The organism is Buchnera aphidicola (Aphis craccivora), assembly GCF_005082145.1.
GTDB classification, from domain to species: domain Bacteria; phylum Pseudomonadota; class Gammaproteobacteria; order Enterobacterales; family Enterobacteriaceae; genus Buchnera; species Buchnera aphidicola_U.
On the sequence record NZ_CP034897.1, the window covers coordinates 171,032 to 183,908 of the forward strand.

Below are 12,877 nucleotides of genomic sequence, written 5' to 3' on the forward strand. Positions count from 1 at the left end.
ACTTTATTAAAAGAGATTTTATTTATGAAATTTAAAAAAATCATTATTGGATTTTTTGTACAAATAAGAAGTATTTGGATGATTTTTATAAATATATTTTCAAAATCTGAAACTAAGTTATACCCTGAAGAAAAAGTTTATTTACCACCTAGATATCGTGGTCGTATTATATTAACAAGAAATTTAAATGGAGATGAGCGTTGTGTTGCATGTAATTTATGCGCAGTAGTATGCCCGGTTGATTGTATTTCGTTACAAAAATCCGAAAAAATAGGTGGTCGTTGGTATCCTAAATTTTTTAGAGTTAATTTTTCGCGTTGTATTTTTTGTGGTTTATGTGAAGAAGCTTGTCCTACTGCTGCTATTCAATTAACTTCAGATTTTGAATTGTCAGATTTTAAAAGATATAATTTAGTTTATGAAAAAGAAGATTTATTAATTTCTGGACCTGGAAAGTATCCCGATTATAATTTTTATAATTTTTCCGGTGCACTTATTAATGGTAAGAAGACAGGTGAACTAAATATAGAGTCATCACCTATTAGTGTTAAGACTTTGTTACCATAGGAGATTATTAAATGAATTTTGTTTTTTATATATGTGCTTGTATAGCTATAATTTCAACTTTTTTAGTAATTATTCAAAAAAATGCGATTTATTCTTTGCTATATTTAATTATTTCAATTCTATCAATATCAGGTATTTTTTTTACAATTGGTGCTTTTTTTGCAGGAGCTCTCGAGGTTATAATATACGCAGGAGCAATTATAGTTTTATTTGTTTTTGTTATTATGATGTTAAATCTTGGCAAAAAAGATGATATGCAAGAAAAAAAATATTTACATCCTATCTTTTGGATTACACCAAGTTTTTTGACGTTAGTTTTATTTTTATCAATGACATATGTTATTTTTTTTCTTCAAGAAAAAAAAATCGAATTTTTTTTAATGAATACAAAAATTATAGGTATTAGTTTATTTGGACCTTATTTATTATTAGTTGAACTTGCTTCTTTTCTTTTATTATCCGCTTTAGTTGTAGTTTTTCATATTGGCACCGAAAAGAAAATAAATAAAAAAAAATAATCATCACTTTTTAATTTTGTAAGGATAACAATTAATGATCTCTTTGTTTCATGGATTATTTTTATCATTAGTATTATTTATTTTAGGTTTAACATCGCTTATAGTTCGTCGTAACGTATTATTTATATTAATTAGTTTAGAAATAATGATGAATGCTGCTGCATTAGCATTGGTTATGGTTAGTACATATTGGAAACAATCAGATGGTCAAATAATGTATATACTTGCTATTACATTAGCTGCTTCTGAAGCTAGCATAGCATTAGCGTTAATATTGCAATTATATAGAAATAAAAAAACATTAAATATCAATGTTTTAAGTGAGATGAGTGGATGAATATTATTTTTTTGATAATTTTGTTTCCATTAATTAGTTTCTTAATTTTATCTTTTACACAAGGAATACTTTCTAAAATAAATATATCTATTATAGGAGTTATTTCGATATTTGTTTCTTTTCTGATTACTCTTTTTTATAGTATTATTTTTATTAATCATTCTGTTCAATTTTGGACTCAAAACTTATGGTGCTGGATAACTATTAGTACATTTAGAATAGATTGTAATTTAATGCTAGATGGATTGTCTTTGAGCATGCTAGGAGTGATTACAGGAGTTGGGTTATTAATACATATTTTTTCTATTTGGTATATGAAAAATAAAGATGGATATTCTCGTTTTTTTGCTTATACTAATTTATTTATAGCAAGTATGTCTTTATTAGTATTAGCAGATAATTTGATATTTATGTATATTGGATGGGAAGGTGTAAGTGTTTGCTCTTATTTGCTAATTGGATTTTATTATAATAGCATTAAAAATAGTAAATGTGCTTTAAAAGCTTTTATTTTAACACGAATTTCAGATGTATTTTTAATTATTTCATTTTTTTTAATATATCAAAAATATGGAACATTTAATTTTCAAAAAATTAGTTTTTTATCACATTATTTATCGCACTATATAGATAGTTCGAGCATTAACTTTATAGCATTCTTTTTATTAATTGGTGTAATTGGTAAGTCAGCACAATTTCCATTGCAAACTTGGTTATCAGATGCAATGGTAGGTCCAACTCCTGTTTCAGCTTTAATTCATGCTGCAACTATGGTGACAGCAGGTGTCTATTTAATAGGTAGAACACATTGCTTGTTTTTATTAGCTCCAAATATATTGTATATTATAAGTGTCATTGGTATTTTAACAATATTACTTTCTAGTTTTTCTGCGTTAGTACAGACAAATATAAAATGTATTCTTGCGTATTCTACTATGAGTCAAATAGGATATATGTTTTTAGCTTTAGGTGTAAAAGCATGGTCTGCTGCTATTACTCATTTAATTATACATGCTATTTTTAAAGCGTTGTTATTTTTATCGGCTGGTTCTTTAATTATTTTTTGTAAAAATGAAAAAAATATATTTAAAATGTCTAAAATAAATATAACATGTCCTATTTTATGTATGAGTTTTATTTTTGGAGGGGCATCGTTAATTTCATTTCCATTAATTACAGCTGGTTTTTATAGTAAAGGTAATATTTTATTTAGTGTTTTAGCAAGTGGTCATATTAATTTATTTTTATTTGGGTTATTTGGTTCATTATTAACATCTATTTATACATTTAGAATGATTTTTGTGTTATTTAATAAGTGTAATTTTTATAATTTTTCATATAAAAAAAATTTGACGCATAATCTGCCATTGTTAATTTTATTAATACTTTCTAGTGTTCTTGGTATTTATATTATACCTTCACTGTCTTTTGTATTTCCTATATCTCAATATGCTATAAATGAAAAATTTTTATTTGAAGTTATATCTAGTTTTATATCTTTTTTAGGAATTGGAATTGCATATTATTTTTGGGTCAAGAATAGAGAATGTATTACTAAAATATTAAAATTAAAAATTTTTAAATTTATACATTATTTTTTATTAAATGGATGGTGTTTTGATTTATTGTATAATTCATGCTTTATAAAACCATATTTATATATTTCTAAAATTTTATTTTCTGATCCATTTAATAAAATTAATACTTTTTTTGTTAATATTGTAAAAATTTTTAATTTAATTTTATTAAAAACTGTTAATGGAAATATAAAATGGTATATAGCATCAATGCTATTAGGTGTTAATTTAATTTTTATATTAATTTTACTTTTATAAAAAATTTAATGTATTAATTATACAAAATTTTTTAATTAAATAGTCTTATAAATCATAGGAATATATATCTAATGTTACTTTCTTTATTGATTATCATTCCATTTTTTAGTAGTTTTATTTCTCTTTTGTCTTTTAAATTAAAGAAATGTATTCCTCGTTATATTGCACTAATAAGTATTATACTAACAATTTTAATTGCTATTAAAATATGGTTTTTTAGAGATTTGTATATATCTCAAACAAATCATTATCCTAATTGGAACTATGAATTAATATTGCCTTGGATACCTAGATTTGGAATTGAATTTCATTTAGCTATTGATAGTTTTTCAATCATTATGATATTTTTAACTTTTTTTTTAGGAATTATTTCTATTTTGTGTGCATGGAATGAAATTAAAAGAAATGAAGGATTTTTTTATTTTAATTTGATGCTAGTTTTGACTGGAGTTATAGGTATTTTTATTGCTTTTGACTTGTTTTTATTTTTCTTTTTTTGGGAAGTTATACTAGTTCCAATGTATTTTTTAATTGCATTATGGGGAAATAACAAAAAAGATAAAACAAATGCTATAAATTCTGCTAATAAATTTTTTATATATTCGCAAATCTCTGGTTTAATAATGTTAATTTCAATTTTATTATTGGTTTTTAGTTATTATCATAATACTCATATTTTAACATTTAATTATAATTTATTACTTTTTAATTCGATTGATTCAAATATAGCATATATTATTATGTTTGGTTTTTTTGTTTCTTTTATTATAAAAATGCCTATTGTTCCATTTCATGGATGGTTATCAGATTTTCATGCTGAATCTGCATATTGTGGTGCAGTAGATATAGTTGGTGTTTTATTAAAAACCGCGCCTTATGCACTTTTTCGTTATTGTATGACACTTTTTCCAAATACAATACAAGCACTTGCTCCGATTGCAATGTTTTTAGGTTTGTTTAGTATTTTTTACGGATCTTTATTAGCTTTTTCTCAAACGAATATCAAACGTTTAATTGCATATGCTTCTATTTCTCATATGGGATTAATTTTAATTGCTATTTATAGTAATAGTGAAATTGCTTTTCATGGATTAGTTATTCAAATAGTCTCTAATAGTCTATCTACTGCTGCTTTATGTATTTTGTCAGGTCAAATTTATAAATATTTTCAAACACAAAATATTCTTGAAATGGGAGGGTTTTGGTCTAAAATTTATTGGATTCCTGCTTTTTCGTTATTTTTTGCTTTATCAAATCTAGGGCTTCCAGGAACAGGAAATTTTATTGGTGAATTTTTAATTTTATTTGGAATATTTAAAACATATTCTATTGTTTCGATTATAGCTATAATAAGTATTATTTTTTCTTCTATTTACTCTTTATATATGATTCAAAGAATTTATTATGGCCCTTGTAATAAAAATTATTTAATGTTTTCCCCGAATATTAAAGAATTTTTTGTATTAATAATATTAATTTTAGCATTATTTTTTTTAGGTTTAATGCCTCAAAAGATATTAAATATTTCAAAAGATACTATATCTTCTATATATTATTTTCAAAAAAAATTTATTAATTCTATTTCAAAGACAAGGTTATAATAAATAATGATGATAAATCTAAAAGAATTAACTGCTTTATTACCTTTGTTAATTTTAGTAGCAGGTGTAGTGATAGTTATATTATCTATTTCTTATAATCGAAATCATTTTTTGGTTACCGTATTAAGTACATTTGCTTTATTTGCAACTTTTTTTTCATTATATTTTTTAATTTCAATTGTTCCCATTGATATCACTGTATTATTTCATGTGAATAAGTATTCTATTTTATATATTAGTATTATTTTAATTTCTAGTCTTTCGACTTGTATTTTTTCATATTCATGGTTATTAAATTATCCTTTTAATAAAGAAGAATTTTATTTATTACTACTTCTTTCAACATTAGGTTCAATTTGTTTAACTATTTCTAATCATATGTCATCAATATTTATTAGTATTGAGTTAATGTCATTACCAATTTTTGGTTTGCTTGCTTATTCAAATTATGTAAATTATGCTTTAGAAGCAGCGTTTAAATATCTTATTTTATCTGCTATATCTTCTGCGTTTTTATTACTTGGTATTTCTTGGATATATGCTATTTCTGGAAATCTTAGCATTTCGTCTATAAATTATGTTTTATCGTTTATATCAAATGATGAAAAAATAGTTGTACTATTTGGAATAGTAATGGTATTAATTTCGTTTTTATTTAAACTATCACTAGTTCCGTTTCATTTATGGACATCAGATATCTATCAAGGAACACCATCTTCAATTTTATCATTTTTTTCTGTTTCTGGAAAAGTAGCTCTTTTTAGTGTTTTATTAAATATATTTGCATGTAATTCTATTATGAATAATAAAATATTATATTTAATTTTATTATTGATAAGTATTTTTTCTATATTATTTGGAAGTTTAATGGCTATTTTTCAAAATAATATTAAAAGATTTTTTGGTTATTCATCAATATCTCAATTAGGTTATTTATTAATAATTTTTCTTGTTTTAAAAAATAATTATCTTTTTTCTTTAGAAACGGTTATCATTTACCTTTTTAATTATTTATTTATTAATATATCATATTTTGGTGTTATTCAGTTATTTTCTCATTCATCTAATGATGTAGATTTAATTGATTCATATAGAGGCATGTTTTGGTCTAAACCTATTTTAAGTGGGATTATGACGATTGCTTTACTTTCTTTAGCTGGAATTCCTATAACTTTAGGTTTTATTGGAAAATTTTATATTTTATCTATTATAATAAAAAATAATTTATGGTTAATTGGTTTTAGTTTTTTGTTTGGAACTATATTAGGTTTTTATGGTTATTTTAGATTAATTATTAATTTATATTTAAAACCATTAGATCCATTATTAAATAATAAAAATATATCAAATATTTGCATTGATGTTCCTTCTGAAATTTGCATAGTATTTTCTGGGGTAATATTATTAACATTAGGGATATTTCCAAATCCGTTAATATATTTAATAAAGTTAGCTGAGTAATTTATAGTAAATAACTATCAGTAAATAATAATTTTACATTGTCTGATTTTTTAAAAAGTTAATAATATTTTTTGTTAAATAAATTTTTTTAATTAAATAAAAAAAGATTTAATGATTATTTTTTAATTTTGCTGATATTTGGAGGGTTTTTTATTTTAATTAAATTTTTTAAAAAATATAATTTTAAAAATCAAATAAAACATTTTTTTTATTTATATCGTTGGATTTTTAGTTATTTTTTTGCTTTTTTTTTGTTCGTTTCTATATTTTGGAGTTTTTTATATAAAATAAGTGGAATGCATATTGCTAATAAAAATATTGTTTCTTTTTTAACTAGTTATTTATTAGAAATTATGCTTTCAATAGATAATGTTTTTGTTTGGTTTTTAATTTTTAAATCACTTAAAATACCAATTATTTATCAAAAAAAAGTTTTATTATATGGATTATTAGGAGCTTTAGTATTACGTTTTGTATTTTCTTTTTTTGGTTTTTTTTTATTTTCTAAGTGGCATTGGATATTATATTTTTTTGGAATATTATTTATATTAATTAGTCTTAAAACATTTTTTATACCAAATAAAGAAGAAACTAAACAAAAAAATATAGGATTATTTTGGATTTATAAAATTTTTAGAATAAGTGATAATGCTTGTTGTAAAAATTTTTTTGTAAAAATAAATAATAAAATATTTTTGACTCCTTTATTTGTATCTTTAATTCTTATAGAATTTAGTGATATTCTCTTTTCTGCAGATAGCATTCCTGCTATTTTTTCTATTACTCATAATTTATTTATTATTTTATCATCTAATATTTTTTCAGTTGTAGGATTAAGATCTATGTATTTATTTATGGCATCTGTAGTAAAAAAATTTCCTATGATAGAATATGCTTTATCATTTATTTTAATGTTTATAGGTTTTAAAATATTACTTGAAAAATTTATAGTAATTTCAACTTTTTTTACTTTTAGTATTATATTAATCATTTTAATCGCTACATTTATGATTAATATTATTTTTATCAAGAAAAAATAATGTTACGTAATTATTTATATTTAATATTTTTAAAATTTATATGATAAATTTTTTTAAATAAGTTGGAAATATGTGTAAAAAAAATTTTTCTTTTTCTAGGTGGATTGAATATTTAGAAAAATTAGAAAAAAAAAATGAAATTAATTTAATAAAAGTAAAAAATATTGCAGAAAAATTAAATTTATTAAGTTTAAAGTCTTTTTTTTTTTACTATAGGAGGAACCAATGGCAAAGGAACAACATGTGCTATGTTAGAGCAATTATTATTAGATGCAGGTTACCAAGTTGGTTTGTATACATCTCCGCATCTTTTAAATTTTATAGAACGAGTTAAAATTAACGGTTCATATCTCACTGAAATACAATATGTTTCTGCATTTATTAATATAGATTCTGTAAAATCAGATTATTCTTTAAGTTATTTTGAATTTATTACACTTACAGCTTTATTGTTATTTAAACAATATTCATTAGATGTGATTATATTAGAAGTTGGTTTAGGAGGTAGGTTAGATGCTACTAATATTATAGATTCAAATATATCTTTGATTACCAATATAGGTCTTGATCATACTTCAATTTTAGGTTCAAATAGATTCAGTATAGCTCGTGAAAAAGCTGGTATTTTTAGAAGAAACAAGATTGCTGTTATTGGGGAAAAAAATCCCCCAGATTCTATATATCAAGAAGCACAAAAAAGTAAAACAATATTAAAAATAGTGAATAAAGATTGGTATTGGGAAAAGTACAGTAATACATGGAATTTAATTCATTCAAATATAAAATTATACAACTTGCCAGTACCTCAAATACCATTGCCAAATGCCGCTATTGCTTTATCAGCATTATTTTATTCTAATCTTAAAATTAATAAAGAAACATTAAAAAATTCAATATTAAAAGTACAATTACAAGGTAGATTTCAAATTATTTCTTATTTTCCTCGTATTATTCTTGACGTCGCTCATAATTCTAATGCATCTTTATACCTTGCTAAAAAAATTGATCAAATAGATACACAAGGAAAGATATATTCAATATTTGGTGTGTGTAAAGACAAAGACATTTTATCAATTATTGCTCCATTAAAAGATAAAGTTTATTCTTGGTATGTTTCTACTTTACCTACAACTCGAACTGCTACTATTAAGCAATTAAAAAATATTTTACCTATTCATAACACATTTTTTTTTAATAGTATTTATAATGCTTGGAATAACTTAAAAAAAATACTAACTAAAAAAGATATAGTGTTAGTTTTTGGTTCTTTTATTACTGTTTCAGAATTTATTGCTATAAAAAATAAACAAATAAAATAACATAATAAGAAATTATTTTTTGGAAAAACTATGATCTTAATAGATTTTATTATTTTTATTGTTATTTTTTTTTCTACTTTTTTAGGAATATTTAAAGGTTTTTTGAAAGATTTAACATCTACTATATTTTGGTTTTTTTTTGTTTATTTTTTTATTAATTATATATATTTTAGTAATTTTTATTCTGATATTTTTTTAAAAAATAAAAATTATTTAATAATTTTAATTACTATTATTTTTTTTTTACAGTAAAAATATTATTGAATTTTATCTTTAATAAAATAATTAAAAAATTTAAATTATTATACATTAATATTATTTTAGGAGGTTTATTTGGTTTATTTCGAGGAATAATATTAGTGTTTTTTTTATTATTTTTTATTTATAAGTATAGTAATACTATTTATTTAAATTTAATAGAAGAATCTTTTTTAATTCATTTATTTTTTACATATTTTTAAAAAATAATTTTTAATGTATTTTAAAATACTAAGCACATTATTTTTAAAAATATATTGTGCTTAGCATCAATTTGTTAATGTTCAAACATTGCAGAAATAGATTCTTCATTACTGATTCGTCTTATAGCTTCTGCTAACATTCCGGCCAATGTAAGAGTTCGTACATTTGGTAATAATCTAATTTTTTCTTGTAATGGAATAGTATCGCATACAACTACTTCATCAATGACTGAATATTTTAAATTTTCTGATGCTTTTCCTGAAAAAATAGGATGTGTAGCATATGCAAAAACTCTTTTTGCACCTCTTTCTTTAAGAGCTTCTGCGGCTTTGCAAAGTGTTCCTCCAGTATCAATCATATCATCAACTAAAATGCAATCTCTATTTGCAACATCACCAATAATATTCATCACTTGAGAGATATTAGGACGAGGCCTTCTTTTATCTATAATTGCCATATCAGTATCATAAAGAAGTTTAGCAATTGCTCTAGCTCTTACGACTCCACCAATATCAGGAGAGACAACAATAGGATTTTTTAATTCTCTTTGCAACATATCTTCTAACAGAATCAAACTACCAAATACATTATCTACAGGTACATCAAAAAATCCTTGAATTTGTTCAGCATGTAAATCTACTGTTAATACACGATCTACTCCGATACTGGATAAAAAATCAGCTACAACTTTAGCTGTAATTGGAACACGTGCGGATCTTACACGTCTGTCTTGACGTGAATATCCAAAATATGGGATTACTGCAGTAATTCTACCAGCTGAAGCTCTTCTTAATGCGTCTACCATTACAACAAGCTCCATAATATTATCATTAGTTGGAGAGCAGGTTGACTGTATAATAAAGACATCACTTCCTCTAACATTTTCATTAATTTGAACGCTAATTTCACCGTCACTAAATCGTCCTACAGATGCATTTCCTAAATTTATATAAAGTCGGTGAGCAATAAATTTTGCTAGTTTTGGAATAGAATTTCCAGCAAATAATTTCATATCTGGCATAAAAAACCTTGTTTTTTATTTTTTATTTTAATGTTGATTTTTAATTGAAAATATGAGTATTTCTTTTATAAAAAACATGATGTAGTGGAGAAGTATTAACACTTTTAGCAATAAATCCTTCCATATTCTTGGGAAGTAAAGAAAATATTTTTTGAGCAGATAGCTTATCATTAAACTCTGCAAAAACACAGGATCCTGTTCCAGTCATTCTAGTAGGCGCATAAATCGATAGCATAGAAAGTAATTTTTTTATTTTTTTAAATTTATTACTTACTATATTTTCAAAATCATTGCTAAATGGAGATTTTAATAATAATTGTATTGTTTTTTTTTGAGATGTGCTCTTAAGAAAAGAACTAGAGAATATATTTTTTGTTAAAATATGAATTTTAGGATAAACAACTAGATACCATTTTTCATTTCTTTGAATAGGATGCAATATTTCTCCTATTCCTTCAACAATAGATGTCTTTCCCATGATAAATGCTGGAATATCTGATCCAATTTTAAGACTGAATTTAGCTAATTCTTCCAATGTAAATTTTGTTTTCCAGAGTTTATTTAATACAATTAATACTGTTGCAGCATTGGATGACCCACCTCCTAAACCACTTCCTATGGGTATTTTTTTATTTAAAAATATTTTTGCTCCAAGAGTGGTACAATTTGTTTTTTCATAATATAATGCTTTTGATTTTAACAATTGAGCTGCTTTAATAATAGTATTTTCTTTATTTAAAAAAAGTTGTTTTTCAGCGAATAATTCAATTTTATTAGTTTTGTTTGAAATTATTTTTAATGTATCACCATAATTGAGAAATTGAAATAAACTTTGTATATAATGATATCCGTCTGAACGAATACCTGTAACGTATAAAAATAAATTAATTTTTGCAGGAGAAGGCCATGTATATATCATTTTGTGTTTGTTTTTAAAAAATTATTTTTATGTTAATATTTATTAAAATTATACTGAAAATTATTAAAAATGATATAATCATTTTAATTTGAAGATTTTAATTTTTTATTATTAGAATATATTAATTAGCTTAAAAAATATAAATATTATTTAATTTTTTTGAATTACAAAAGGGATAATATTATATGAACGCATCTATTATTAATAAATTAAAGTCTTTAAAATATCGTTATCAAGAAATTGAAGTGTTACTTACTCAAAAAGACACTATATTAAATCAAGATAAATTAAAAAACTTATCTAAAGAATATTTAAAACTTTCTGAAATTATTAAATATTTTATTGAGTGGGAAAAAATAGAATATGATATGAAAGATATAAATGCTTTATTTGATGATAAAGAAATGTTTGATGTAGCAAAAGAAGAATATTACATACTTAAAAAACAAAAAAAAAAATTAGAAAAAAAAATCAAAATATTATTATTACCTGAAGATCCTAATGATCAGCATAGTTGTTTAATTGAAATTCGAGCAGCTACAGGTGGAGATGAATCATCTATTTTTGCAGGTCAACTATTTAGAATGTATATAAGATATGCTGAAAGTTATATGTGGAAAACAGAAATAATGAGTTCTAGTGAAAATGAAAAGGGAGGATTTAAAGAAATTATAGTTAAAATTACAGGAAAAGGTGCTTCTGGTCGTTTAAAATTTGAATCAGGAGGGCATCGCGTCCAACGAGTACCGGAAACTGAATCGCAAGGGAGAATTCATACATCTACTTGTACTATTGCTGTAATGCCTGTCCTTCCTAAAACAGAAAAAGAAGAAATTAATTTATCTGATTTAAAAATTGATACTTTTCGTTCTTCTGGAGCTGGTGGTCAACATGTTAATACTACTGATTCAGCCATTAGAATTACTCATGTACCAACAGGATATGTAGTAGAATGTCAAGATGAACGATCACAACATAAAAACAAAGCAAAAGCTTTATCTATTTTATCTGCTCGTTTATATACTGCAAAATTAGAAAAAAATCAACAAGAAAATTCTTCTATGAGACGTGTCTTATTAGGTAGTGGATCAAGATCAGATAGAAATCGAACATATAATTTTCCGCAAAATAGAATTACAGATCATAGAATTAATTTAACTATATATAAATTAGATGAAGTATTAGAAGGAAAATTAGATTATTTGATTAAACCAATAATTCAAGAATATCAAGCAGATATGCTCTCTTCTTTATCTGAGTTTAAAGTATGAAAATATATCAATGGCTACAGGAAACAATTAAAATATTCTCTAATTTTGAATATCCTCGATATGAAGCTGAAATATTATTAAGTCATGTATTAAAACGTTCACGATCTTGGATTATAGCTTTTGATGAAAAAAAATTAAATGAATTTACTCAAAAAAAGTTAAAAAATTTTGTTGATCGAAGATTAATAGGTGAACCTATGGCTTATATATTAGGAAAAAAAGATTTTTGGTCTTTATCTTTACATGTATCTCCAGATACTTTAATTCCTAGACCTGATACAGAAATTTTAGTTGAAAAAGTATTATCTAAAATTAATAAAGATCAAAAATACATTCTTGATTTAGGAACAGGCTGTGGAGCCATCGCATTAGCACTTGCAAGCATTTGTTCAAATTTCAACATTACGGCTGTTGACAATTCAAATAAAGCTATTAAAATAGCTAAAACAAATGCGATAGAATTAAATTTAAATAATATTTTTTTTTTTATAGTAATTGGTTTTCACATATAAATAAAAAATTTCAT

12 protein-coding genes and 1 pseudogene are annotated in these 12,877 nt (G+C 23.3%); 11 read left to right on the plus strand and 2 right to left on the minus strand.

The window, feature by feature from the left end:
- Positions 1-24: 24 nt before the first annotated feature.
- From nuoI to D9V60_RS00855, 9 genes and pseudogenes are all read left to right on the plus strand, one after another.
- Positions 25-567: an NADH-quinone oxidoreductase subunit NuoI gene (nuoI, locus tag D9V60_RS00815; RefSeq protein ID WP_158360472.1), complete on the plus strand. Its 543-nt coding sequence runs from the start codon at positions 25-27 to the stop codon at positions 565-567.
- A gap of 11 nt (positions 568-578) precedes the next feature.
- Positions 579-1,085, plus strand: a complete 507-nt coding sequence (gene nuoJ / locus D9V60_RS00820) for an NADH-quinone oxidoreductase subunit J (protein ID WP_158360473.1) — start codon at positions 579-581, stop codon at positions 1,083-1,085.
- Between the two features lie 34 nt (positions 1,086-1,119).
- A complete protein-coding gene (nuoK, locus tag D9V60_RS00825) occupies positions 1,120-1,422 on the plus strand; it encodes an NADH-quinone oxidoreductase subunit NuoK (protein WP_158360474.1) in 303 nt (100 codons plus the stop codon).
- Positions 1,419-3,257: an NADH-quinone oxidoreductase subunit L gene (gene nuoL / locus D9V60_RS00830; protein WP_158360475.1), complete on the plus strand. Its 1,839-nt coding sequence runs from the start codon at positions 1,419-1,421 to the stop codon at positions 3,255-3,257. Before nuoK ends, nuoL begins: the two co-directional genes overlap by 4 nt.
- Positions 3,258-3,328: 71 nt before the next feature.
- Positions 3,329-4,858 (plus strand): NADH-quinone oxidoreductase subunit M, encoded by a 1,530-nt coding sequence (locus tag D9V60_RS00835; protein WP_158360476.1) that lies wholly within the window; start codon positions 3,329-3,331, stop codon positions 4,856-4,858.
- Positions 4,859-4,864: 6 nt separating this feature from the next.
- Positions 4,865-6,319 (plus strand): NADH-quinone oxidoreductase subunit N, encoded by a 1,455-nt coding sequence (locus D9V60_RS00840; RefSeq protein ID WP_158360477.1) that lies wholly within the window; start codon positions 4,865-4,867, stop codon positions 6,317-6,319.
- A 296-nt stretch (positions 6,320-6,615) separates the two neighbouring features.
- The gene (locus tag D9V60_RS00845; protein WP_158360478.1) at positions 6,616-7,359 is read left to right on the plus strand and encodes a TerC family protein; all 744 of its coding nucleotides are present in this window, start codon (positions 6,616-6,618) and stop codon (positions 7,357-7,359) included.
- 248 nt (positions 7,360-7,607) lie between these two features.
- Positions 7,608-8,678: a bifunctional tetrahydrofolate synthase/dihydrofolate synthase gene (gene folC, locus D9V60_RS00850; protein ID WP_261979253.1), complete on the plus strand. Its 1,071-nt coding sequence runs from the start codon at positions 7,608-7,610 to the stop codon at positions 8,676-8,678.
- A 251-nt stretch (positions 8,679-8,929) separates the two neighbouring features.
- A pseudogene (locus tag D9V60_RS00855) lies at positions 8,930-9,139 on the plus strand (CvpA family protein); the annotation flags it as partial.
- A gap of 74 nt (positions 9,140-9,213) precedes the next feature.
- On the opposite strand, the gene D9V60_RS00860 reads toward D9V60_RS00855, so the two are convergent.
- Both D9V60_RS00860 and ispE read right to left on the minus strand, forming a co-directional pair.
- Positions 9,214-10,161, minus strand: a complete 948-nt coding sequence (locus tag D9V60_RS00860; protein ID WP_158360479.1) for a ribose-phosphate pyrophosphokinase — start codon at positions 10,159-10,161, stop codon at positions 9,214-9,216.
- A gap of 40 nt (positions 10,162-10,201) precedes the next feature.
- Positions 10,202-11,080 (minus strand): 4-(cytidine 5'-diphospho)-2-C-methyl-D-erythritol kinase, encoded by an 879-nt coding sequence (gene ispE, locus D9V60_RS00865; RefSeq protein WP_158360480.1) that lies wholly within the window; start codon positions 11,078-11,080, stop codon positions 10,202-10,204.
- Positions 11,081-11,265: 185 nt separating this feature from the next.
- Here ispE and prfA point away from each other — a divergent pair, with 185 nt between their 5' ends.
- Both prfA and D9V60_RS03140 read left to right on the plus strand, forming a co-directional pair.
- A complete protein-coding gene (gene prfA, locus D9V60_RS00870) occupies positions 11,266-12,351 on the plus strand; it encodes a peptide chain release factor 1 (RefSeq protein ID WP_158360481.1) in 1,086 nt (361 codons plus the stop codon).
- Positions 12,348-12,863: a HemK/PrmC family methyltransferase gene (locus tag D9V60_RS03140; protein ID WP_258013317.1), complete on the plus strand. Its 516-nt coding sequence runs from the start codon at positions 12,348-12,350 to the stop codon at positions 12,861-12,863. The genes prfA and D9V60_RS03140 overlap by 4 nt, the downstream gene beginning before the upstream one ends.
- The last annotated feature ends 14 nt before the right edge of the window (positions 12,864-12,877 follow it).

Bases quoted from the DNA above. Each gene is read 5' to 3' on its own strand.
- D9V60_RS00840 (WP_158360477.1), top strand. From the start codon at position 4,865: ATGATGATAAATCTAAAAGAATTAACTGCTTTATTACCTTTGTTAATT.
- nuoL (WP_158360475.1), top strand. From the start codon at position 1,419: ATGAATATTATTTTTTTGATAATTTTGTTTCCATTAATTAGTTTCTTA.
- D9V60_RS00860 (WP_158360479.1), bottom strand. From the start codon at position 10,161: ATGCCAGATATGAAATTATTTGCTGGAAATTCTATTCCAAAACTAGCA.
- prfA (WP_158360481.1), top strand. From the start codon at position 11,266: ATGAACGCATCTATTATTAATAAATTAAAGTCTTTAAAATATCGTTAT.
- D9V60_RS00835 (WP_158360476.1), top strand. From the start codon at position 3,329: ATGTTACTTTCTTTATTGATTATCATTCCATTTTTTAGTAGTTTTATT.
- ispE (WP_158360480.1), bottom strand. From the start codon at position 11,080: ATGATATATACATGGCCTTCTCCTGCAAAAATTAATTTATTTTTATAC.
- D9V60_RS03140 (WP_258013317.1), top strand. From the start codon at position 12,348: ATGAAAATATATCAATGGCTACAGGAAACAATTAAAATATTCTCTAAT.
- folC (WP_261979253.1), top strand. From the start codon at position 7,608: ATGTTAGAGCAATTATTATTAGATGCAGGTTACCAAGTTGGTTTGTAT.
- D9V60_RS00845 (WP_158360478.1), top strand. From the start codon at position 6,616: ATGCATATTGCTAATAAAAATATTGTTTCTTTTTTAACTAGTTATTTA.
- nuoK (WP_158360474.1), top strand. From the start codon at position 1,120: ATGATCTCTTTGTTTCATGGATTATTTTTATCATTAGTATTATTTATT.
- nuoJ (WP_158360473.1), top strand. From the start codon at position 579: ATGAATTTTGTTTTTTATATATGTGCTTGTATAGCTATAATTTCAACT.
- nuoI (WP_158360472.1), top strand. From the start codon at position 25: ATGAAATTTAAAAAAATCATTATTGGATTTTTTGTACAAATAAGAAGT.